Below are 21028 nucleotides of genomic sequence, written 5' to 3'. Positions count from 1 at the left end.
CGATGGCCTCCGCCCGTCGGGCTGCCTTCGCCCGTCGGCTCCGCTGGCTGTCGGCTTCGTTGCGCGTCGCGGCTCGGACCGTCGACTCTCGCGCTGTCGGTCAGCCATCGCACCGTGGCTCGGCTCGACGGCGAATGCCGCCGATGATCTACTGACTAATCATGGACGTGGATGAGTTGTCCGGGTTTAACGTCACATCAGAGTAACTTTCGGCATGAGTCGGATCGGCTCAACTCGGGGCGGTTCGGGAGCGATTTGCCGACGTGCTTTGAGCGTAAAAGTCCGTAAATAAACGGACAGCAAACCTGTGGTCGTCCTTAAACCTGTAGGTAATTGGCATCACAAAAGGTTCATGGTTCTCGCACGACGGGGTGCAACTCTGCTTAGGCTTCGCGTCATGGCAGATGGTTCCGATACGACGCTGACGGCCGAGCAGACCGCCGGCGAGCAGACGCCCCAAAGCCTGGTCGCGGGCCTCAAGGCGTTCGCGGCCGGACACGGCGGTGCGAAGGCGGTCATCGAGTACGTCGGCAAGCGTGGCGCGCGGATCGTCCTGGTGGGTTCCGACGGCGAGTGGGGCGACCAGTTCGCCGACGACACCGTCACCGCCCGGGAGGCGTGCGCCAAGGCGGGAGTCACCGTCGAGAACGCCTGGGAGCGTGAACTGATGGACCAGATGCGTCCGAGCAACGACCTCTGGCGGTCGATGGCTCGCCGCACGATGGCCCGCTGAATAGACAGCTGAATTGACCACACATCACCAGTCGACCCGGGGGGAACCCCGGGTCGCTCTCGTCACCTGCTCCGACCTGGCCGACCTCGATCCGGACGACCGGCTGGTCCTCGCCCCGCTCGCCGCCCGTGGCGTCGCCGTCCAGACCGTCATCTGGGACGACCCCGACGTCGACTGGTCGTCCTACGACCTGGTCGTGCTCCGCTCACCCTGGGACTACGCGCTACGCCGCGACGAGTTCGTGTCCTGGACGGCCACCGTGCCGACGCTGGTCAACCCGGCCGACGTGGTCCGCTGGAACACCGACAAGCGCTACCTCGCCGAGCTGAGCGCCGCGGGGGTGCCGACCGTGCCGACGTCGTGGATTGGGCCGGGGGAGAGCTGGCAGCTGCCCGCCGAGACCGGCGAGTACGTGCTCAAGCCCGCGGTCAGTGCCGGCAGCCAGGACACCGGCCGGTACGACCTGGCCGACCCGGAACACCGGGACCTGGCCGCCGCACACGTTCGACGGCTCTCCGAGGCCGGCCGGGTCACCATGGTCCAGCCGTACCTGCGTGCCGTCGACACCGAGGGCGAGACGGCTCTGCTCTTCCTGGCCGGCCCGGAGGGGCTCGCGTTCAGCCACGCGATCCGCAAGGGTCCGATGCTGTCCGGGCCGGACCTCGGCCCGGACGGGCTCTACAAGGCCGAAGAGATCACCGCCCGCACCGCCCGCCCCGAACAGCTGGCGGTGGCCGAGCAGACCCTCGCGATGGTGCCCGGCGGCACCCGACAGCTGCTCTACGCCCGGGTCGACCTGATCCCCGGCCCGGACGGCGAGCCGGTCCTGGTCGAGCTGGAGCTGACCGAGCCGTCGCTCTTCATCGGGTACGCGGACGGAGCCCCCGACCGCCTCGCCACGGCGATCACCACCCACCTGGCCCGCAACGCCTGACCCCCACAACGAGCGCCCTCCCGCTGCCCGCCGGCGCGGACCGTGCTCGCGGTGCGTCCGTGCCACCGCGCGCCCGCCGCGCCGCGGTGCGCTCGCCGTGTCGCGGTGCATCCGTGCCGCCGCGCGTCCCCCGCCGCCGTCAAGATCGCGCGACATCCTGGTTGTAGTGGCTTCCTGGCGTTTCGTGGCCACTACATCCTGGTTTGAGCGCGATCTTGGCGGCCGTGGGCGCCCGAGCCTGGGTCCCGGTCTCTGCGGGGGCGGTGTTCGTCGTCAAGATCCGCGCAATATCAGGGATGCTGCTGTCTCTCGCGTGTCGGAGGCAGCAACATCGGGGGTGTTGCGCGCGGGGCGCGGGCTGCGGGGCGCGGGGCGCGGGGCGCAGGGCAGCCTGGCGGTCAGGCGGTCAGGCGGTCAGGCGGTGGCTGGTACCGGGGCGGCGGCGTCGGTCGGGGTGGCCTGGGGGGCCGGCGTGACCGGGCGGCGTTCCCGGGTGGACCACTGCACCGACAGGGCGGCCAGCAGCACCAGGCAGGAGCCGAGCATGTGCGCGCCGACCAGGAGCGCCGGTACGTGGGTGAAGTACTGCACGAAGCCGATCAGGCCCTGACCCAACTCCACGGCGACCAGGATGATCGCGGCGCGGGTGGCCCGCTGCGCGCCGACGGCGCGGAACGCGAAGATCAGCGCCACCGAGAGACCGATCAGCAGGAAGACCCCGTCGGCGTGCACCTGCGAGATCGTCTCCGGGTCGAGCCCGTTGCGGGCGGCGCCGTGGTCGCCGGCGTGGGGGCCGCTGCCGGTGACCCAGGTGCCGACGACCAGCACGGCGACGGTGACGCCGGTGGTGACCCGGGCCAGCGCGCGCAGCGGTGCGGGCACCGCGGCCACGGTCGGGCCGTCGGGGTCGCCGATGCGTCGCCAGAGGGCGTACGCGGCGGCGATCACCGCCATCGAGGCGAGGAAGTGCAGCCCGACCACCCACGGGTTGAGGTTGGTCAGCACGGTGACGCCACCGATCACCGCCTGGGCGGGGATGCCCAGGAAGACCGCCACGGCCAGTGCGAGGAGCCCGGGTCGGCGGGGCCGGTGCAGCAGTACGGCGAGCACGGTGGCCAGCGCGATGAGACCCACCGCGAAGGTCAGCATCCGGTTGCTGAACTCGATCACGCCGTACACGCCCATCTCGGGCGTGGTGACGTAGGAATCGTCGGTGCACCGGGGCCAGGTGGGGCAGCCGAGGCCCGAGGCGGTCAACCGGACGGCCCCGCCGGTGACGACGATGCCCACGTTCGCGATGATCGAGGCGAGCGCGAGGCGGCGCAGCAGGATGCCGGAGACCGGACGGACGATTCGGTTCACGGCGCAAATCCTACGCACCGTAGTGATCGAGGTTCGTCCGACTCCGTTGACTCGGTGGTTGGGATCACCGGGGCCCAGGTTTGCGACCCTCCGGGTAATTACGTAACGTTGGCGTTGTGAAAAACGCGGCGGCGCTCTCCGGGCACCAACCGACGGCCGTACCGGCCCTCGGTACGCCTGCCTCCGCGCCTGCCGTGACCACGTCGGCCGGCCTCGCCGGGCCGGCGGCCGCCGAGGTCTCCACCCGGGATCGGGTCACTCAGTTGCTGCTGGAGCAGGGTGCCACCACCGCCGCGCAGCTTGGCGCGGCGCTCGGGCTCAGCCCGGCGGCGATCCGCCGGCACCTCGACGCGATGCTCGCGGAAGGTGACGTCTACGCCCGCGAGCAGCCCGTGCAGGGCAGTCGCGGTCGGGGGCGCCCGGCCAAGGTGTTCCTGTTGACCGAGGCCGCCCGGGTCCGCTGTGGCACACACCACTACGACAACATGGCCACCGCCGCGCTGCGCTGGATCGCCCGCAGCGGCGGTTCGGACGCGGTCGAGGCGTTCGCCACCGAGCAGGTGTCCGCTCTCGAATCCCGTTGTCGGACGGCCATGGAGGACGCCGGCGACGACCCTCTCGCCCGAGCCGAGGCACTCGCCGCAGCGCTCACCGGCGAGGGTTACGCTGCCAATGCGACCACGATCGCCTCCGGCGGCCAGCTCTGTCAGCACCACTGCCCGGTGGCGCACGTGGCCGCCGAGTTTCCTCAGCTGTGCGAGGCCGAGACCGCGGTCATCTCCCGTCTGGTCGGCACCCACGTGCAGCGTCTGGCCACCATCGCGCACGGCGACGGGGTGTGCACCACGCACATCCCGACCCAGCCGGGCCGCGCTCAATCCGGTAATCCCGTAACCACTGTGAGGACAGATAGATGACCGAGCAGATCGTCCAGCCCCTGACCCAGGAAGAGCAGCTCGCCGCCCTGGGCCGGTACGAGTACGGCTGGTCCGACCCGGACGCCGCCGGGGCGGTCGCCCAGCGCGGCATCAACGAGGCGGTGGTGCGGGACATCTCGGCCAAGAAGAACGAGCCGGCGTGGATGCTCGACCTGCGGCTGAAGGGCCTGCGGCTGTTCGGCCGTAAGCCGATGCCGGCCTGGGGCGCGGACCTCACCGGGATCGACTTCGACAACATCAAATACTTCGTGCGGTCGACCGAGAAGCAGGCCACCAGCTGGGAGGACCTGCCCGAGGACATCAAGAACACCTACGACCGGCTGGGCATCCCGGAGGCGGAGAAGCAGCGGCTGGTCGCCGGTGTCGCGGCGCAGTACGAGTCGGAGGTCGTCTACCACAAGATCCGCGAGGACCTTGAGGAGCAGGGCGTCCTCTTCCTGGACACCGACACGGCGCTGCGCGAGCACGAGGACGTCTTCAAGGAGTACTTCGGCACGGTGATCCCGGTCGGCGACAACAAGTTCGCCGCCCTGAACACCTCGGTGTGGTCCGGTGGCTCGTTCATCTACGTGCCGAAGGGCGTGCAGGTCGAGATCCCGCTGCAGGCCTACTTCCGGATCAACACGGAGAACATGGGCCAGTTCGAGCGGACGCTGATCATCGTCGACGAGGGTGCGTACGTGCACTACGTCGAGGGCTGCACCGCGCCGCTCTACTCCTCCGACTCGCTGCACAGCGCGGTCGTGGAGATCATCGTGAAGAAGAACGCGCGTTGCCGCTACACGACCATCCAGAACTGGTCGAACAACGTCTACAACCTGGTCACCAAGCGCGCCGTCTGCCACGAGGGCGCGACCATGGAGTGGGTCGACGGCAACATCGGCTCCAAGGTGACCATGAAGTACCCGGCGGTCTACATGACCGGCGAGCACGCCAAGGGCGAGGTGCTCTCGGTGGCGATGGCCGGCGAGGGTCAGCACCAGGACGCCGGCGCCAAGATGGTGCACGCCGCGCCGCACACCTCCTCGACCATCGTGTCGAAGTCGATCGCCCGTGGCGGCGGCCGCACCTCGTACCGGGGTCTGGTGCAGGTGCTGGAGGGTTCGCACCACAGCCGGAGCACGGTCAAGTGCGACGCGCTGCTGGTCGACACCATCTCCCGCTCGGACACCTACCCGTACGTCGACATCCGCGAGGACGACGTGTCGATGGGGCACGAGGCGACCGTCTCCAAGATCAGCGACGACCAGCTCTTCTACCTGATGAGCCGGGGCCTGAGCGAGGACGAGGCGATGGCCATGATCGTGCGCGGCTTCATCGAGCCGATCGCCAAGGAGCTCCCGATGGAGTACGCCCTGGAGCTCAACCGCCTGATCGAGCTTCAGATGGAGGGCGCGGTCGGCTGACGCCGCCCGCCCCACCGAGCACCTGACACCGTCGTCGTAGAACAGACCAAGGAAGAAATGACTACCCAGGCTTCCGCGCCGCCGCCCAGCACCAAGTCGCAGGCGCTGCGCTCGTACGACGTCGCCGACTTCCCGGCCCTCACCGGCCTGGAGGAGGAGTGGCGTTTCACCCCGCTCAAGCGCCTCCGCGGCCTGACCAGTGAGGCGCCGGCCGCGGCCGGCGCGGTCCGACACGAGTACGGTGACCTGCCCGAGGGCGTCGCCATCACCCGGGTCGGCCGTGACGACGAGCGGGTCGGCAGCGTGCTGACCCCGGTCGACCGGGTCAGCGCGCTGGCCTACGGTGCGGCCGCGGACGCCCTGCTCCTGCGGGTGGCCCCCGACGTGGTACTCGGCGAGGCGGTGCGGCTGCGGGTGGTCGGCGAGGGCGTCGAGCAGCCGGCGTTCGGTCACACCTTCGTCGAGGTGGGCCGGTTCGCCGAGGCGACAGTGGTGCTGGAGCACGTCGGGTCGGCCACCCTGGCCGACAACGTCGAGGTGGCCGTGGCCGACGGCGCGAAGCTGACGCTGGTCACGGTCGCCGACTGGGCCGACGACGCGGTCCAGGCCCAGCACCTGAAGATCAAGCTGGGCCGGGACGCCAGGGTCATCCACATCCAGGTCTCCCTGGGTGGCGACCTGGTCCGGCAGTTCACCAGCGTGGAATACACCGGGCGCGGTGGCGAGGCCGAGCTGTACGGCGTGTACTTCGCCGACTCGGGCCAGCACCTGGAGCACCGGCAGCTGGTCGACCACAGCGTCCCGGACTGCCGCAGCTACGTCGGCTACCGGGGCGCCCTGCAGGGCGAGAGCGCGCACACCGTCTGGGTGGGCGACGTGCTCATCCGGGCCGAGGCGACCGGCACCGACACGTACGAGATCAACCGGAACCTGCTGCTCACCGACGGCGCACGGGCGGACTCCGTACCCAATCTGGAGATCGAGACCGGCGAGATCGCCGGCGCCGGCCACGCCAGCGCGACCGGCCGCTTCGATGACGAGCAGTTGTTCTACCTGATGGCCCGTGGCATTCCGGAGAGTGAGGCCCGCCGGCTGGTGGTGCGTGGTTTCTTCGCCGAGCTGATCAACAAGATCCCGGTGGAGTCGCTGCGCGAGAGCCTCGGCGACGCGATCGAGGCCCGGCTGACCAAGGCGGGCGCTTGATGATCCGCATCTGCTCCACCGAGGACGTGCCGAAGGGCACCGCGATCAGCGCGGACGTCGACGGCACGCCGATCGCCCTGGTGCACGGCGAGGACGGCGGCTTCTACGCCGCGTACGACGAGTGCTCGCACGCCTCGGTCGCGCTCTCCGAGGGTGAGGTCGATGGCTGCACGCTCGAGTGTTGGCTGCACGGCTCGCGCTTCGACCTGCGCACCGGGGAGCCGACCGGCCTGCCCGCCACCGAACCCGTCCCCGTCTACCCCGTCGAAGTCCGCGACGGCGACATCTACCTCAGCCTGACGCCGAGTAATGGAGTGACCCGATAATGAGCACCCTGGAGATCCGCGACCTGAAGGTGTCGGTCAAGCTGCCCGAGGGTGAGCTCAAGCCGATCCTGGCCGGCGTCGACCTGACCGTGAAGTCGGGCGAGACCCACGCGATCATGGGCCCGAACGGTTCCGGCAAGTCCACCCTGGCGTACTCGATCGCCGGTCACCCCAAGTACGAGATCACCGGTGGCACGGTGACCCTCGACGGCGAGGACGTGCTGGCCATGACGGTCGACGAGCGCGCCCGCGCCGGCCTCTTCCTGGCCATGCAGTACCCGGTCGAGGTGCCCGGCGTCTCGGTCGCGAACTTCCTGCGGACCGCGAAGACCGCCATCGACGGCGAGGCGCCGAAGCTCCGTACCTGGGGCGGCGAGCTGCGCGGCGCGATGGAGCGCCTCCAGATGGACCCGGCGTTCGCCCAGCGCAACGTCAACGAGGGCTTCTCCGGTGGTGAGAAGAAGCGGCACGAGATCGTCCAGCTGGAGCTGCTCAAGCCGAAGATCGCCATCCTCGACGAGACCGACTCCGGTCTCGACGTGGACGCGCTGCGCGTGGTCAGCGGGGGCGTCAACCGGGTCCGCGACAACGGTGACACCGGCGTGCTGCTGATCACCCACTACACGCGGATCCTGCGCTACATCAAGCCGGACTTCGTGCACGTGTTCATCGCCGGCCGGATCGTGGAGCAGGGCGGCCCGGAGCTGGCCGACAAGCTCGAGGCCGAGGGCTACGAGCGGTACGCCGCCGGGGCCGGCACGGCCAAGGCCTGAGCGGGAGAGGCGCTGCCGAGATGACCAGCATCGCGATCCCTTCGGGGATGCCGCAGTACGACGACGTGCCGCGTTTCGACGTGGCCCGGGTGCGCGCCGACTTCCCGATCCTCGATCGGGAGATCAACGGGCACCCGCTGGTCTACCTCGACAGCGCCAACACCTCGCACAAACCCCGCCAGGTGCTCGACGTGCTCGATGAGCACTACGCGCGGCACAACGCCAACGTGTCGCGCTCGGTGCACACCCTGGGCACCGAGGCCACCGAGGCGTACGAGGGGGCGCGGGCGAAGGTCGCCGCGTTCATCAACGCGCCGAGCACCGACGAGGTGGTGTTCACCAAGAACTCCACCGAGGCGATCAACATCGTGGCGTACGCCTTCTCGAACGCCTCGCTGCGTCCAGACGCCGACCCCCGTTTCCGGCTCGGCCCGGGCGACGAGGTGGTGATCTCCGAGATGGAGCACCACTCGAACATCGTCCCGTGGCAGTTGCTCTGTGAGCGGACCGGCGCGACCCTGCGCTGGTTCCCGGTCACCGACCAGGGGCGGCTGGACGAGTCGGGCCTGGAGGATCTGGTCACCGAACGGACGAAGATCGTCTCGCTGGTGCACATGTCCAACATCCTCGGCACGGTCAACGCCACCTCCCGGATCACCGCGCGGGTCCGCGAGGTGGGCGCGCTGCTGCTGCTGGACTGCTCGCAGTCGGTGCCGCACCTACCCATCGACGTGGTCGACCTGGACGCCGACTACATCGTCTTCACCGGCCACAAGATGTGCGGTCCGACCGGCATCGGTGTGCTCTGGGGTCGGGGTGAGCTGCTGGCGGCCATGCCGCCGGTCTTCGGCGGCGGCTCGATGATCGAGACGGTCACCATGGCCCGCTCGACGTTCGCCGCGCCACCGGCCCGCTTCGAGGCGGGCACCCCGCCGATCGCCGAGGCGGTCGCGCTCGGTGCGGCGGTCGACTACCTGACCGGCATCGGGATGCGGGCCATCCAGTGGCACGAGAAGGAGCTGACGGCGTACGCGCTGGACGCTCTCGGCTCGGTGCCGGACCTGCGGATCTTCGGTCCGACCGTGCCGGTGGGCCGGGGCGGCACCATCTCGTTCGCACTCGGTGACGTGCACCCGCACGACGTGGGTCAGGTGCTCGACTCGCTCGGCGTGCAGGTGCGGGTGGGCCACCACTGTGCCAAGCCGGTGTGCAGCCGGTTCGGCGTCCCGGCCATGACCCGGGCCTCGTTCTACCTCTACACCACCACCGAGGAGATCGACGCTCTGGTGGCCGGTCTGGAGCAGGTGCGGAAGGTGTTCGACTGATGCAGCTCGACCAGCTCTACCAGGAGATCATCCTGGATCACTACAAGCGCCCACACGGGCGCGGCCTGCGCGACGCCGACGACTCGGGTGACCGGGTCGCGGAGGCGCACCACGTCAACCCCACCTGCGGTGACGAGGTCACCGTGCGGGTGGCCACCGACGGCACGGTGCTGCACGACATCTCGTACGACGGGATGGGCTGTTCGATCAGCCAGGCCTCGGCGAGCGTGCTGCACGAGTTGCTGCGTGGTCGCGGCGCCGGGGAAGCATTCGAGGTGCACGAGGCGTTCGTGGAGTTGATGTCCGGACGTGGTCAGGTCACGCCGGACGAGGACGTTCTCGGCGACGGGGTTGCTTTCGCGGGTGTGGCCCGTTACCCCGCCCGGGTCAAGTGCGCGCTGCTGCCGTGGATGGCGTTCAAGGACGCCGCGGCACGCGCCGGTGTGGGCGTGAGCCCGGAGGTGAAGGCGTGAGCGAGCGTCAGCGAGCGAATGACACAGTGGTGCCTTGTGGCATCACGAAGCGATGCGGAGGGACGGCATGAGCGAGAACACCGCTACTGAGGCGACGCCGGAGGCCGGTGACACCACCGTTGTGCCGCAGACCGACGCCGCGACGACCGATGGCACCGGTGACGCCGCCGCTCCTGCGGGCGGCGTCAGCAAGGCCATGATCGCCGACATCGAGGAGGCGATGAAGGACGTCGTCGACCCGGAGCTCGGCATCAACGTGGTCGACTTGGGCCTCGTGTACGGCGTCCACGTCGACGACGAGAACGTCGCCACCCTGGACATGACGCTCACCTCGGCGGCCTGCCCGCTGACCGACGTCATCGAGGACCAGACCCGGCAGGCGCTGACCACCGGCCCCGGCGGCGGCCTGGTCAACGACATCCGGATCAACTGGGTGTGGCTCCCGCCGTGGGGCCCAGACAAGATCACTGACGAGGGTCGGGACCAGCTCCGCTCCCTCGGCTTCAACGTCTGACCCGATCCCACTTCGTCGAGCGCGGTACCCGGACGGGTGCCGCGCTCGACGCGTTTTCAGGCCCGCGCGAAAATAGTGGAACGGATCGTTCCGGTCTGATAAACTGGACTCATCAAGCGGAGCGGAATATTCCGATCCGATGGCGGGTGAGGTAGCTCGCTGGAACCCGGCGGAGAGGGCAGGACGATGAGCGAGATCGCAGCGGGGCAGTGGCGGACCGTGCTCGAAGAGGCGCACGAGGCGCTTCGAACGACCGTCGAGGGGGTTCCGGCCGACGCCTGGGAGCGACCCACCCCGTGCGAGCGGTGGAACGTCACCCAGGTGCTTCAGCACGCGGTCGGCGACCAGCTCGCCTTCGCGGCGGCAATCGACGGCGGGCCGGGGCCGGCGGAGGACCCGTTCGCGCCCTCCGGTCGGGTCGACGGTGACAAGCTCGCCGGCCTGCGCGCCGCCCTCGACGCGTCCGCCCGGGCTTGGACGGGTGTCGCCGATGGCGACCCGGAGGTGCCCACGCCGCTGCCCCAGGGCAAGCTGCCGGCCGACATCGGCGCCGTAGCGTGCGCCCTGGATGCCGCCGTGCACGCCTGGGACATCGCGGTGGCCACCGGCCAGCCCTCTCCGCTCGGCACCGACCTGGCCCGACCCCTGCTGGTGGTGGCCCGGCAGATCGTCGAGCCGCTGCGGGCCTATGGCGCGTACGCCCCGGCGATCGACCCCGCTGCGGAGGCCGACGAGGTCGCCGCCCTGCTCTCCTACCTCGGTCGCGACCCCCGGTGGCCCGAAGTTCAGCTCTGATCGGTCGGCACACCCCCGAACAACCCAAGATCGCGCTCGATCATTGATGTAGTGGCCTCGTGCGTCGCCGAGGCCACTACATCCTGGTTCGAGCACGATCTTGGCGCGGGGCGCGGGGCGCGGGGCGCGGGGCGCGGGCGCGGGCGCGGGGCGCGGGGCGCGGGGCGCGGGGCGCGGGGCGCGGGGCGCGGGGCGCGGGAAATTCGGTGGCGGGGGCGTGGGTTCGGCGCGGAAGATGCGCGTGTGATCGAGGCGTACCCGAAGCAGGTTCCTGTCCGTGCGGCCACTGCCGTGCGTCGACAGCGCACCGTGCCCCGGCCCGCCTCGATCCCGCGCCCGCCGTCGTGAGCGGCGCGTTCCTCGCCGGTCTCGTGGCCGGCTACGGCGTCGCCATTCCGGTCGGCGCGATCGCGATTCTCATTCTGGGGCTCAGCGCCCGTACCTCGTTCCGGGTGGGTGCGGCCGCAGCGCTCGCCGTGGCGACGGCCGACGGGCTCTACGCGGTGGTGGCCGTGCTCGGCGGCGCCGGCCTGGCCGGGATCATCGCGCCGGTCGCCGGGCCACTGCGGGTGGTCGCCGCCGTGGTCCTGCTGGGTCTCGCCGGGCACGGCCTGTGGCGGACGTGGTCCGCGCACCGCACGCAGCGGCCGCCGACGGCACGCGACGGTCGGGGCATGAGCACCCCGGGGCGGGCCTACGCGGCGCTGCTCGGGTTGACCCTGCTGAACCCGATGACGGTGCTCTACTTCACCGCCCTGGTGCTCGGCCGCCGGGACACGGCCGACTCGGGCGCCGTCCCGGTGGCGCTCTTCGTGGCCGGGGTGTTCCTGGCGTCGGCGAGCTGGCAACTGGTCATCGCCGGCGGCGGCACTGTGGTCGGCCAGGCGCTGACCGGGCCGCGGGGCCGGCTGGTCACCGGCCTGGTCTCCAGCGCGCTGATCGCCGCGCTGGCGGTGGGGGCGTTACTGCCAGGCTGAACGGTCGCGGCAACCATCCGACGGCTCAGCCACCCGGCCGAGGCCCGACCGCGCCGGGTCGGCGGTGTCGCCTGGTGTGTCCCTGCGGGGCCCAGGGGTCGCCCGGGGGCCCAAGTGGGTTCGCTGTGCCGTACGGTCGGGCGATGACCAGTCGACCCGCAGCCGGCGGAGGCCGGTGGGTCGAGGTCGACCCGGCCCGCGTCGGCCGCTGGGTCGAGGGCTTCGCCGACCGGCACGGCCCGCCCAGCACCAGCGCGCGGGAGTACGGCCTGCTGCTCGCTGCCCCGGACGGGGCGACCGCCGAGCTGTACGCCCCACCGGGAGCGCCGGCCGGCGTGGATGTGGCCGGGTTCGTGGCCTCCGCCGTCCTGCCCCGCCGGATCGGCCTGCTGCTGGCCCGCAAGGGCGCGGTGGCGCTCGGGGTGGCCGAGGGCGCCGACCTCGTCATCTCCAAGGTGGACACCCGGTACGTGCAGGGGCGCACCGCTGCGGGGGGATGGTCGCAGCACCGGTTCGCCCGCCGGCGTGACAACCAGGCGAAGGCTGCGCTGGGTGACGCGGCGGACCTGGCCGTACGGCTGCTGTTGCCGGAGGCGGCGGCGCTCGCCGCACTGGTCTGCGGCGGTGACCGGCGGGCGGTGGACGGGGTGCTGGCCGACCGGCGGTTGGCCCCGCTCGTGCCGTTGCGGGCGGAGCGGCTGCTCGACGTGCCGGAGCCCCGGCACGCGGTGCTGGTCGCGGCGGTGGGTGCGGCCCGGGCGGTACGGATCCTGGTGCGCGACCCCGACTGACCTCGGCCTGCGCCGGCGGCGTGAAAGGGGAGACGATCGCCACCCAAAACGGGGTTCACGGCGTGCTGCCCGGTCGGCCGCCGGAGGATGGGCGCGTGGAGTTTCTGGTTGACATGGTGACGACGGTGCCGCAGGGAACGTCGGAGGACGGCGTAGCCGACATGCGTGCGCGAGAGGCCGCGCGTTCGGCCGAGCTGACGGCCCAGGGCAGTCTCCTGCGGCTGTGGCGGCCGCCGCTGGCGCCGGGGGAGTGGCGTACGTGGGGGCTGTTCCAGGCCGACGACGCCGATGAGTTGGAAGCCGTGCTCGCGTCGATGCCGCTGCGCGCCTGGCGGCGCGAGACCGTGACGCCGTTGACGCCGCACCCGAACGACCCGGGTCAGCCGCCTCGCTGAGCCTGCGAGCGCACGCCGGCTCGACAGGCACGCCATGTAACACGTCCGTCAGCAGGGAGATCATCATGTCCGAGGCGCAGATTCTGCGTACCGTCCTCGACCGGTGGAAATCTGCGGTCGACGCCCACGAGCCCGATCGGGTCGCGGCGTGCTTCACCGACGACGCGATCTTTCAGGGGTTGCAGCCGTACACGGTCGGTCCTGCCGGCGTCGCCGCGTACTACGCCGGACAGCCGCTCGGCCTGACCGCCGCGTACGACATCCGGGAGATCCGCCGTCTCGCCGACGACGTGGTCCTCGGCTACCTGGAGGTGGAGTTCGGCTTCACCGACCGGCCGGCCCTGACCGTCAACCTCGGCGTGCTCCTGCGGCGGGTCGAGGACGACTGGCTCATCGGCCACTACCAGGTCTCACGGCTCACCTGACCCGGGAGCTCCGGGCAGGAATGACGATCGTGGCAGGCCCGCCGAGGGGGCCTGCCACGATCTCGGGGCGAGGTCAGAGCTGGTCGGTGCCGAAGGTGTCACAGGTCTTCGGGTCGCCGCGGTCGTAGCCCTGGGTGAACCAGCGCTTGCGCTGCTCGGACGTGCCGTGGGTGAACTGGTCGGGGTTGACCCGCCCGCCGGAGCGCTCCTGGATGCTGTCGTCGCCGATCGCCTCGGCGGCCTGCACGGCCTCGCTGATGTCGGTCTGGGTGATGGACGTGAACAGCGGCTCCTGGCCGGTCTTGTCCTTGCTCTCGGTGGCGTGCTTGGCCCAGGCGCCGGCGTAGCAGTCGGCCTGCAACTCCAGCCGTACGGAGGCGGAACGGGGGCCGCTCTGGTCGCCCTGGCCGGCCTTCGCGTTGGTGCCGAGCAGGTTCTGGATGTGGTGTCCGTACTCGTGGGCGAGCACGTAGGGCTGGGCGAACTCGCCCTTGGCGCCGAACCGGGACGCCAGCTCGTCGTAGAAGCTCAGGTCGATGTACACCTGCTTGTCGGCGGGGCAGTAGAACGGGCCGACGCCCGAGTCGGCCTGCCCGCAGCCGGTGCTCACGGCGGCCTGGAAGAAGTTGGTGTCGGTCGCCTCGTACTTTCCGTTGCCCAGCTCCGGGTACGCCTTCTGCCAGTAGGCCTGGATGCTGTTGACGTAGAGCGCGTTGCGACAGCGCGCGTCGTCGAGACGGTCGGGGTTGTCGCGGGAGCACAACTGCTCCAGGTCGGTGCCGCCGGCCTGACCGCCGCCCTCGTCGCCGTTGGTCATGGCGTTGAGGCCGAAGCCGCCGCCGAGCAGCGCGATGAGCACGGCCACCACGATGCCGATGATGCCGCCTCGACCGCCGCCTCCGGGGATCGGGATGCCGAAGCCGCCGCCGGATCCGCCACCGCGGCCCACGTCGTTGACCTGGGAGGTGTCGATTTCGGCCCGCTCGTTGAGTTCCATGGTGACCCCGATCGCCGTATGCCGGTGAGTGTCTTTGTGTGTCGTTTCGTCCATCGAGTGCCGGACGGGGTCCGGACAGGCGTTCCGGTACCCGATGATCTTGATCGGTAATCCGGGCAGGCCGTCCGGCGGCGCCCGGTACACTTGTCAGGTGCTGCGCTGCGAAGGCTGAACCGCCCCGCGCCGTCGGGCCCCTTGAGCCCGCCGGCCGTTTCGCGTGCCCCGAGTCAGCCTTCCAAACCCCGAGAGCGAGCCCGCAAACATGATCACTGCCACCGGCCTGGAACTGCGTGCCGGTTCCCGGATCCTGCTGTCCGACACCACCCTGCGCGTGCAGCCCGGTGATCGGATCGGCCTGGTCGGTCGCAACGGTGCCGGCAAGACCACGACGCTGAAGGTGCTCGCCGGCGAGGGGCAGCCGTACGGCGGCCAGATCGACCAGCGCAGCGCCATCGGCTACCTGCCGCAGGACCCGCGCACGGGCGACCTGGAGGTGACCGGCCGCGACCGGGTGCTCTCCGCGCGCGGCCTGGACGTCCTGATGTCCCAGATGCAGGAGGTCGAGGCCCGGCTCGCCGAGGACGCCAGCGACAAGCTGGTCCGTCGTTACGGCGCGCTGGAGGACCAGTTCGCCGCCCTCGGCGGGTACGCGGCCGAGGCCGAGGCCGCGCGGATCTGCGCCAACCTCGGCCTACCGGACCGGGCGCTCGCGCAGACCATCGGCACCCTCTCCGGTGGTCAGCGTCGCCGCATCGAGCTGGCCCGGATCCTGTTCCGTGACGCGGGCGAGAACGGCGGCGGCATCCTGCTGCTCGACGAGCCCACCAACCACCTTGACGCCGACTCGATCACCTGGTTGCGGGGCTTCCTCGCCAACCACAAGGGTGGCCTGATCGTGATCTCCCACGACGGCGCGCTGCTGGAGTCGGTGGTCAACAAGGTCTGGTTCCTCGACGCCACCCGGTCGGTCATCGACGTGTACAACCTGGGCTGGAAGGCGTACCTGGAGGCGCGCGAGACCGACGAGCGGCGCCGACGCCGGGAGCGGGCCAACGCGGAGAAGAAGGCCGGCGCGTTGATGGCGCAGGCCGACAAGATGCGGGCCAAGGCCACCAAGACCGTGGCCGCGCAGAACATGGCCCGCCGTGCCGAGAAGCTGATCTCCGGCCTGGAGGAGGTGCGGGTCTCCGACCGGGTGGCCAAGGTGCGCTTCCCCAACCCCGCACCGTGCGGCAAGACCCCGCTCACGGCGACCGGCCTCTCCAAGTCGTACGGCTCGCTGGAGATCTTCACTGACGTCAACGTGGCGGTGGACCGGGGCTCCCGGGTGGCCATCCTCGGGCTCAACGGCGCTGGCAAGACGACCCTGCTGCGGATGCTCGGCGGGCTGCTCAACCCGGACACCGGCGAGGTGCACGCGGGGCACGGCCTGCGGCTGGGCTACTACGCCCAGGAGCACGAGACGCTGGACGTGGAGCGGACGGTGCTGGAGAACATGCGCGCCGCCGCCGTCGAGCAATCCGACACCGACCTGCGCAAGATCCTTGGCGCGTTCCTCTTCTCCGGTGACGACGTGAACAAGCCGGCCGGGGTGCTCTCCGGTGGCGAGAAGACCCGACTGGCCCTGTCCACTCTGGTCTGTTCCGGCGCCAACGTGCTGCTGCTCGACGAGCCGACGAACAACCTCGACCCGGTCAGCCGGGAGCAGGTGCTCGACGCCATCGCCAACTACCCGGGCGCGATCGTCCTGGTCACCCACGACCCGGGTGCGGTGCTGGCGCTCAAGCCGGACCGGGCCATCCTGCTGCCCGACGGCGACGAGGACGCCTGGAGCGACGACCTGCTCGAACTGGTCGAGCTGGCCTGACCGAGGAGGCTCGGCCGGCTCTCAGCCGAGCAGGTCGGCCAGTCGGCCGAGCACGCCGGAGCTGACCAGGATCACCAGCCCGATGGCGATGAAGATCGTCGGCACCAGCCAGGCGCCGGCGCGCTCGACCAGCCGGACCACCCTCCGGTGCCCGCCCAGCCAGGCCCCGGCCACGCACCAGAGCGCGATCAGCAGCACGAAGACCAGCAGGAACACCGCGCTGTCGGCCACGCCGAGGGCGCGGAAGACGGGTACGTAGACCGCGACGTTGTCGGCGCCGTTCGCGATCGTCACCCCGGCCACGCCGAGCGCCCCGGTGACGACCGCCGGCGCCTCGTCGTCGCCCGAACTCCGCAGCGCGCGTACGCCGAGCGCGATCGGCAGCAGGCCGAGCAGCCCCGTCCACGGGTCGGGCACCACCAGGAGTCCACCCGCGATCACCGCGCTGGCCAACGCGAGCGCGCCGATGCCGAGGTATTGTCCGGCGACAATTTCCCAGGTGCGGGGTTGGCCGGTGGTGCGGGCCGCGACGAAGAACAGCGTCAGGATGACGATGTCGTCGATGTCGGTTGCGGCGAAGACCACGGCCGCCGCGCCGGCTGTGCTCAACAGGTCGATCACCACCGAAGGCTACGGGCCGCCGGCAGCCGCCAGCTCTCAGCGGTGGTACACCCGGACGCCGCGGCGGGTCGGATCGCCAGGATCACTCTATCGGGAAGCTGACATTGCATAGCGTGTCGGTTGGCGAAGAGTTGATATCTGGCGCATGATCGTTCGAGGCGGTCTAATAGGTGGGACCGTATCCGAACCGCACAGTCTGGGACGTGAGGACACAGCATGGCAGCCACTGGCACAGCCACCAGCACTGAGAAGGGTCGCCGGATCGTCGGAGCCGAGCGTCAGACGCTCGCCAAGGACCTGGTAAAGCGGTACACCTCGGGGGAGAGCATCCGCGCGTTGGCGGCCTCGACCGGCCGTTCCTACGGGTTCATCCACCGAGTGCTCACCGAGTCCGGGGTGCAGCTGCGTCAGCGCGGCGGTGCCCGGCGCCGCAAGAAGGCGTGACCCGCCCCTCAGCGTCGTCCACCAGCGCCGTGCCCCGGGACGTCCGGTGACCGCCGAGGCGACCGGGGTTCGGCTGACTTGCGACGGGCCGGTCGCCACGGTGACGTTGTGCCGGCCCGACGTGCTCAATGCCCAGACGCCCGCGATGTGGCAGGCGATGAGCGACTTCTCCCGCGACCTGCCCGGCGACGTGCGGGTGGTGGTGGTCCGCGGCGAGGGTCGCGCGTTCTCGGCCGGCCTCGATCTCGCGGTGGCGGGCGCCTCGGGCCCGGGGTCCTTCGCTGAGCTGGCCACGCTGCCCGAGCAGGAGTGCGCCGAGCGCATCGCGGAGTTCCAGGCCGGTTTCACCTGGCTGCACCGGCCGGATGTCGTCTCCGTCGCGGCCGTACAGGGCCACGCGATCGGTGCCGGCTTCCAGCTCGCGCTCGCCTGTGACCTGCGAGTGCTGTCCGCGGACGCGAAGCTGTCGATGGCCGAGGTGACCCTCGGCCTGGTGCCCGACCTGGCCGGCACGAAACGCCTCGTCGAGTTGGTCGGATATTCGCGGGCGTTGGAGATCTGTGCGACCGGCCGCCGGTTGGACGCCGCCGAGGCGGACCGGATCGGGCTGGCCACCCTTGTCGTACCCCCGGCCGAGCTGGGCGACGCGGTGCGGGACCTGACCGCCGGTCTGCTCTCCGGTGCCCGCGACGCGGTGGTGGAGATCAAGGCGTTGCTCGCCGGTGCCGGCGGGCGGTCGCACGCCGACCAGCAGCGCGCCGAGCGGGAGGCACAGACCCGTCGGCTGCGTGACCTCGCCGGCAGGGGAGAATAGGTAAGGACCGCACGGGAAGATCCGGGTTACGACCGAGGTTGTCACACTCGTCGGGAGAATTGACCTGACGGTGCGGTCCGCCCGGCAACCCGGAGGTGAGCGATGTCCAACCCGATGTCCGGCGGTGGCATGGCCGGGTGGAGCATGCTCCGGTCGATGCGCAACCGCGACGAGGTCTCCACCCACCGGCTCAAGCGCGGGGTGGCCCGCCGCATCGTCGCCTTCGCCCACCCCTACCGGCGCGACATCATCGTCTTCCTGGCCACCGTGGTGTTGGCCGCCATCATCGGCGTGGCCACTCCGGTGCTCGCCGGTGACGTGATCAACGCGATCAACCGGGGCGGCACCGAGGCCGGCCGGCTCGTGGTGCGGCTGGCCCTGTTCATCGCCGCACTGGCGGTCGCCGACGCGCTGCTGTCGCTGGCCCAACGGTGGTATTCCGCCCGCATCGGCGAGGGCATCATCTTCAACCTGCGCACCCGGGTCTACGACCACGTGCAGCGGATGCCGTTGCAGTTCTTCACCCGTACCCAGACCGGCGCCCTGGTCAGCAGGCTCAACAACGACGTGCTCGGCGCCCAGCGGGCGTTCACCTCCACCCTGTCCGGTGTGGTCAGCAACGTCATCCAGCTGGTGCTCACCGCGGCGGTGATGTTCACCCTCTCCTGGCAGATCACCGCGCTCTCACTGGTGCTGCTGCCGATCTTCATCATTCCGGCCCGCCGGGTCGGTCGACGGCTGGCGGACATCACCCGCGAGGCGTACAACCTCGACGCCAAGATGAACGCGACGATGACCGAGCGGTTCGGGGTGGCCGGCGCGCTGCTGGTGAAGCTCTTCGGTCAGCCCGAGATCGAGGCCCGCCGGTTCGGCGACCGGGCCGAGCGGGTCCGCGACATCGGCATCCAGTCCGCGATGTATTCCCGCACGTTCTTCGTGGCGATGCTGCTGGTCGCCTCGCTGGCGCAGGCGCTGACCTACGGTCTCGGCGGCTGGCTCGCGGTGACCGGTGGCGTCAGCGCCGGCACCGTGGTGACGCTCGCGCTGCTGCTCACCCGCCTGTACGGGCCGCTCACCGCGCTCTCCAACGTCCGGGTGGACGTGATGAGCGCGCTGGTCTCCTTCGACCGGGTCTTCGAGGTGCTCGACCTCAAGCCGGGCATCGTGGAGAAGCCCGACGCGGTGCCGGTGCCCCTGGGCACCGGCCGGGTCGACTTCCGCGACGTGCGTTTCCGCTACCCGAGCGCCGCCGAGATCTCCCTCGCCTCCCTGGAGGAGGTCGCCACGCTCGACCGGACCGTCAACGAACCGGTGCTCAAGGGGGTCTCGTTCAGCGTCGAGCCGGGGCAGATGGTCGCGCTGGTCGGCCCGTCCGGGGCGGGCAAGTCGACACTGTCGATGCTCATCTCCCGGATCTACGACGTCAGCGACGGGCAGGTGCTCGTCGGCGGGGTGGACGTGCGCGACGCGACGCTGGCCTCCCTGCGTGACGAGATCGGTGTGGTCACCCAGGATTCGCACCTGTTCCACGAGACGATCGCCGAGAATCTTCGCTACGCCAAGCCGGACGCCACCGACGACGAGATCTGGGCCGCACTGGCCGGGGCTCAGGTGGCCGACCTGGTCCGGGCGTTGCCCGACGGTCTGGACACCACGGTGGGGGAGCGCGGCTACCGGTTCTCCGGCGGCGAGAAGCAGCGCATCGCGATCGCGCGGCTGCTGCTCAAGGCCCCGTCGATCGTGATCCTCGACGAGGCGACCGCACACCTGGATTCAGAGAGCGAGGCGGCGGTGCAGCGGGCGCTGTCGGTGGCGCTGGCCGGGCGTACCGCGCTGGTGATCGCGCACCGGCTCTCCACAGTGCGCGACGCCGACCAGATCCTGGTCCTGGACGGTGGGCGGATCGTCGAGCGGGGGCGGCACGAGGAGTTGGTCGCGGTCGGCGGGCTCTACGCCGAGCTGTACCGGACTCAGTTCGCGGTCGCCGACTCGCCCACCCCGTTCGTCGACGCGACCGGTCCCGAGCCGGTGGTCATGCCGCTGGGCACCTACCGCGCCGACGAGGTGCTGCCGCCCGCCGCCGCCAACTGACGGCTGCGCCGCGTCGATCAGCCCGGGTTCCCGAAAGTCGGGGTGTCCTGGTCGCCTCGACCGCCCGACTTCCTTGAAGCCGAGTCGATCAACGGTCGGGTAGTCCGGCGGGCCGACGGTCCGGCAGGTCGGTGGCCGCCCGCAGCTCGGCGAAGGCCAGGCCCAGGGTGACCGGGGTGAAGTGCGCATTCAGGCCGCTCGGGTTGGGCAGCACCCACAGTCGAGCCCCGGCCAGCGCCTCCGGCTGCGGCCCGAAGGTGGCCTTCGGCCGCTGAAAACCGATCCGGTACGCGGTCACCCCCACCACCGCCACCCAGCGGGGCCGGTACCGGGCCACCTTGTCGGTCAGGATCGCCGCGCCGTCGAGGAGTTCCTCGGTGCTCAGCTCGTCCGCGCGGGCGCTGGCCCGCGCGGCCATGTTGGTGATGCCGAGCCCGAGCGCGGGCAGCTCGTCCTGTTCGCTGGGGTGCAGCAGCCGAGGGGTGAAACCGCCCCGGTGCAGCGCGGGCCAGAACCGGTTGCCCGGCCGGGCGAAGTGCCACCCGGTCGCGGCCGACCACAGGCCCGGGTTGATGCCGACGAAGAGCACCGCCAGCCCCGGCGCGAGCACGTCGGGAATGGTCCGGTCCGCAGCCGCCGCCAGGTCCGCCCGGGTCGGCCGGGCCGTCCCGGCCGTCAGGTCCGTCCGGGTCGGCGCGCTGATCGACTCGAGTTCCTGGAAGTCGGGGTGTCCTGGTCGCGTCGACCGCCTGGTTTCCTGGAAGCCGAGTCGATCAACGCGCGGGTAGTCGGACTGAGTCTTCTCGTGCGGCGTCACGGCACGG

The 21028-nt window shown here is 70.7% G+C and carries 23 protein-coding genes; 19 read left to right on the top strand and 4 right to left on the bottom strand.

Translation table 11 applies throughout. From position 1 onward, the window contains the following. Positions 1-397 precede the first annotated feature (397 nt). Positions 398-733 (top strand): hypothetical protein, encoded by a 336-nt coding sequence (locus ACQRWP_RS18265; RefSeq protein ID WP_430496349.1) that lies wholly within the window; start codon positions 398-400, stop codon positions 731-733. Positions 734-746: 13 nt separating this feature from the next. Next, positions 747-1667, top strand: a complete 921-nt coding sequence (locus tag ACQRWP_RS18260) for an ATP-grasp domain-containing protein (protein WP_430496347.1) — start codon at positions 747-749, stop codon at positions 1665-1667. Between the two features lie 414 nt (positions 1668-2081). Here the strand turns inward: ACQRWP_RS18260 and ACQRWP_RS18255 are convergent, their stop codons facing one another. Continuing rightward, positions 2082-3047 carry a COX15/CtaA family protein gene (locus tag ACQRWP_RS18255; RefSeq protein WP_430496345.1) on the bottom strand — a complete coding sequence of 322 codons (966 nt, stop codon included), beginning with the start codon at positions 3045-3047 and terminating at the stop codon, positions 2082-2084. A gap of 98 nt (positions 3048-3145) precedes the next feature. Between ACQRWP_RS18255 and ACQRWP_RS18250 the strand changes: the two genes are divergently transcribed. The 13 genes from ACQRWP_RS18250 to ACQRWP_RS18190 all read left to right on the top strand — a co-directional run bounded on the left by ACQRWP_RS18250 (position 3146) and on the right by ACQRWP_RS18190 (position 13370). Beyond that, positions 3146-3946 (top strand): helix-turn-helix transcriptional regulator, encoded by an 801-nt coding sequence (locus ACQRWP_RS18250; RefSeq protein WP_430496343.1) that lies wholly within the window; start codon positions 3146-3148, stop codon positions 3944-3946. Continuing rightward, on the top strand, positions 3943-5373 hold the full coding sequence (gene sufB, locus ACQRWP_RS18245) for a Fe-S cluster assembly protein SufB (protein ID WP_091403689.1): 1431 nt from the start codon (positions 3943-3945) through the stop codon (positions 5371-5373). Before ACQRWP_RS18250 ends, sufB begins: the two co-directional genes overlap by 4 nt. Positions 5374-5430: 57 nt before the next feature. Beyond that, the gene (gene sufD, locus ACQRWP_RS18240; RefSeq protein ID WP_430496340.1) at positions 5431-6576 is read left to right on the top strand and encodes a Fe-S cluster assembly protein SufD; all 1146 of its coding nucleotides are present in this window, start codon (positions 5431-5433) and stop codon (positions 6574-6576) included. Further along, positions 6576-6902, top strand: coding sequence for a non-heme iron oxygenase ferredoxin subunit (locus tag ACQRWP_RS18235; protein WP_091403693.1), 327 nt, complete (start codon positions 6576-6578; stop codon positions 6900-6902). Before sufD ends, ACQRWP_RS18235 begins: the two co-directional genes overlap by 1 nt. Beyond that, complete coding sequence (sufC, locus tag ACQRWP_RS18230; protein ID WP_410816029.1) at positions 6902-7675, top strand: Fe-S cluster assembly ATPase SufC; 774 nt, start codon at positions 6902-6904, stop codon at positions 7673-7675. Before ACQRWP_RS18235 ends, sufC begins: the two co-directional genes overlap by 1 nt. 20 nt (positions 7676-7695) lie before the next feature. Beyond that, positions 7696-9000 (top strand): cysteine desulfurase, encoded by a 1305-nt coding sequence (locus tag ACQRWP_RS18225; RefSeq protein ID WP_430496338.1) that lies wholly within the window; start codon positions 7696-7698, stop codon positions 8998-9000. Beyond that, the gene (gene sufU, locus ACQRWP_RS18220) at positions 9000-9473 is read left to right on the top strand and encodes a Fe-S cluster assembly sulfur transfer protein SufU (RefSeq protein WP_387171343.1); all 474 of its coding nucleotides are present in this window, start codon (positions 9000-9002) and stop codon (positions 9471-9473) included. Before ACQRWP_RS18225 ends, sufU begins: the two co-directional genes overlap by 1 nt. 67 nt (positions 9474-9540) lie before the next feature. Continuing rightward, a complete protein-coding gene (locus ACQRWP_RS18215) occupies positions 9541-9987 on the top strand; it encodes a metal-sulfur cluster assembly factor (RefSeq protein WP_124821554.1) in 447 nt (148 codons plus the stop codon). A 186-nt stretch (positions 9988-10173) separates the two neighbouring features. Further along, positions 10174-10782: a TIGR03086 family metal-binding protein gene (locus ACQRWP_RS18210; RefSeq protein ID WP_430496336.1), complete on the top strand. Its 609-nt coding sequence runs from the start codon at positions 10174-10176 to the stop codon at positions 10780-10782. Between the two features lie 344 nt (positions 10783-11126). Then, positions 11127-11759 (top strand): LysE family transporter, encoded by a 633-nt coding sequence (locus ACQRWP_RS18205; protein WP_430496334.1) that lies wholly within the window; start codon positions 11127-11129, stop codon positions 11757-11759. Positions 11760-11902: 143 nt separating this feature from the next. Beyond that, entirely contained in the window at positions 11903-12550 is a 648-nt protein-coding gene (locus ACQRWP_RS18200) for an acVLRF1 family peptidyl-tRNA hydrolase (protein ID WP_430496332.1), read from the top strand. A gap of 95 nt (positions 12551-12645) precedes the next feature. Then, the gene (locus ACQRWP_RS18195; protein WP_238682673.1) at positions 12646-12945 is read left to right on the top strand and encodes a muconolactone Delta-isomerase family protein; all 300 of its coding nucleotides are present in this window, start codon (positions 12646-12648) and stop codon (positions 12943-12945) included. 65 nt (positions 12946-13010) lie between these two features. Beyond that, on the top strand, positions 13011-13370 hold the full coding sequence (locus ACQRWP_RS18190; protein ID WP_430496330.1) for a YybH family protein: 360 nt from the start codon (positions 13011-13013) through the stop codon (positions 13368-13370). A gap of 73 nt (positions 13371-13443) precedes the next feature. On the opposite strand, the gene ypfJ is transcribed toward ACQRWP_RS18190, so the two are convergent. Then, positions 13444-14367, bottom strand: a complete 924-nt coding sequence (gene ypfJ, locus ACQRWP_RS18185; RefSeq protein ID WP_430496328.1) for a KPN_02809 family neutral zinc metallopeptidase — start codon at positions 14365-14367, stop codon at positions 13444-13446. A gap of 262 nt (positions 14368-14629) precedes the next feature. Between ypfJ and ACQRWP_RS18180 the strand changes: the two genes are divergently transcribed. Beyond that, positions 14630-16234 carry an ABC-F family ATP-binding cassette domain-containing protein gene (locus ACQRWP_RS18180; RefSeq protein WP_430496327.1) on the top strand — a complete coding sequence of 535 codons (1605 nt, stop codon included), beginning with the start codon at positions 14630-14632 and terminating at the stop codon, positions 16232-16234. A gap of 21 nt (positions 16235-16255) precedes the next feature. On the opposite strand, the gene ACQRWP_RS18175 is transcribed toward ACQRWP_RS18180, so the two are convergent. Next, the gene (locus ACQRWP_RS18175) at positions 16256-16855 is read right to left on the bottom strand and encodes a cadmium resistance transporter (RefSeq protein ID WP_430496325.1); all 600 of its coding nucleotides are present in this window, start codon (positions 16853-16855) and stop codon (positions 16256-16258) included. Between the two features lie 216 nt (positions 16856-17071). On the opposite strand from ACQRWP_RS18175, the gene ACQRWP_RS18170 reads away from it, so the two are divergent. The 3 genes from ACQRWP_RS18170 (at position 17072) to ACQRWP_RS18160 (ending at position 20204) form a co-directional block, all read left to right on the top strand. Continuing rightward, entirely contained in the window at positions 17072-17299 is a 228-nt protein-coding gene (locus ACQRWP_RS18170) for a helix-turn-helix domain-containing protein (RefSeq protein ID WP_007462679.1), read from the top strand. Between the two features lie 46 nt (positions 17300-17345). Next, the gene (locus tag ACQRWP_RS18165) at positions 17346-18113 is read left to right on the top strand and encodes an enoyl-CoA hydratase/isomerase family protein (RefSeq protein ID WP_430496321.1); all 768 of its coding nucleotides are present in this window, start codon (positions 17346-17348) and stop codon (positions 18111-18113) included. A gap of 114 nt (positions 18114-18227) precedes the next feature. Next, positions 18228-20204, top strand: a complete 1977-nt coding sequence (locus tag ACQRWP_RS18160) for an ABC transporter ATP-binding protein (RefSeq protein WP_430503221.1) — start codon at positions 18228-18230, stop codon at positions 20202-20204. 88 nt (positions 20205-20292) lie between these two features. Here ACQRWP_RS18160 and mug read toward each other — a convergent pair whose 3' ends face one another. Then, on the bottom strand, positions 20293-20907 hold the full coding sequence (gene mug / locus ACQRWP_RS18155) for a G/U mismatch-specific DNA glycosylase (RefSeq protein WP_430503220.1): 615 nt from the start codon (positions 20905-20907) through the stop codon (positions 20293-20295). Positions 20908-21028 lie beyond the last annotated feature (121 nt).

It is taken from the genome of Micromonospora trifolii (assembly GCF_050516465.1).
GTDB lineage: Bacteria > Actinomycetota > Actinomycetes > Mycobacteriales > Micromonosporaceae > Micromonospora > Micromonospora trifolii.
This window is presented reverse-complemented; position numbering and strand designations above follow the sequence as displayed.

Coding starts and splice junctions, on each gene's coding strand:
- ACQRWP_RS18265 (WP_430496349.1), top strand. CDS start 398: ATGGCAGATGGTTCCGATACGACGCTGACGGCCGAGCAGACCGCCGGC.
- sufB (WP_091403689.1), top strand. CDS start 3,943: ATGACCGAGCAGATCGTCCAGCCCCTGACCCAGGAAGAGCAGCTCGCC.
- sufD (WP_430496340.1), top strand. CDS start 5,431: ATGACTACCCAGGCTTCCGCGCCGCCGCCCAGCACCAAGTCGCAGGCG.
- ACQRWP_RS18235 (WP_091403693.1), top strand. CDS start 6,576: ATGATCCGCATCTGCTCCACCGAGGACGTGCCGAAGGGCACCGCGATC.
- sufC (WP_410816029.1), top strand. CDS start 6,902: ATGAGCACCCTGGAGATCCGCGACCTGAAGGTGTCGGTCAAGCTGCCC.
- ACQRWP_RS18225 (WP_430496338.1), top strand. CDS start 7,696: ATGACCAGCATCGCGATCCCTTCGGGGATGCCGCAGTACGACGACGTG.
- sufU (WP_387171343.1), top strand. CDS start 9,000: ATGCAGCTCGACCAGCTCTACCAGGAGATCATCCTGGATCACTACAAG.
- ACQRWP_RS18215 (WP_124821554.1), top strand. CDS start 9,541: ATGAGCGAGAACACCGCTACTGAGGCGACGCCGGAGGCCGGTGACACC.
- ACQRWP_RS18210 (WP_430496336.1), top strand. CDS start 10,174: ATGAGCGAGATCGCAGCGGGGCAGTGGCGGACCGTGCTCGAAGAGGCG.
- ACQRWP_RS18200 (WP_430496332.1), top strand. CDS start 11,903: ATGACCAGTCGACCCGCAGCCGGCGGAGGCCGGTGGGTCGAGGTCGAC.
- ACQRWP_RS18190 (WP_430496330.1), top strand. CDS start 13,011: ATGTCCGAGGCGCAGATTCTGCGTACCGTCCTCGACCGGTGGAAATCT.
- ypfJ (WP_430496328.1), bottom strand. CDS start 14,367: ATGGAACTCAACGAGCGGGCCGAAATCGACACCTCCCAGGTCAACGAC.
- ACQRWP_RS18180 (WP_430496327.1), top strand. CDS start 14,630: ATGATCACTGCCACCGGCCTGGAACTGCGTGCCGGTTCCCGGATCCTG.
- ACQRWP_RS18170 (WP_007462679.1), top strand. CDS start 17,072: ATGGCAGCCACTGGCACAGCCACCAGCACTGAGAAGGGTCGCCGGATC.
- ACQRWP_RS18160 (WP_430503221.1), top strand. CDS start 18,228: ATGTCCGGCGGTGGCATGGCCGGGTGGAGCATGCTCCGGTCGATGCGC.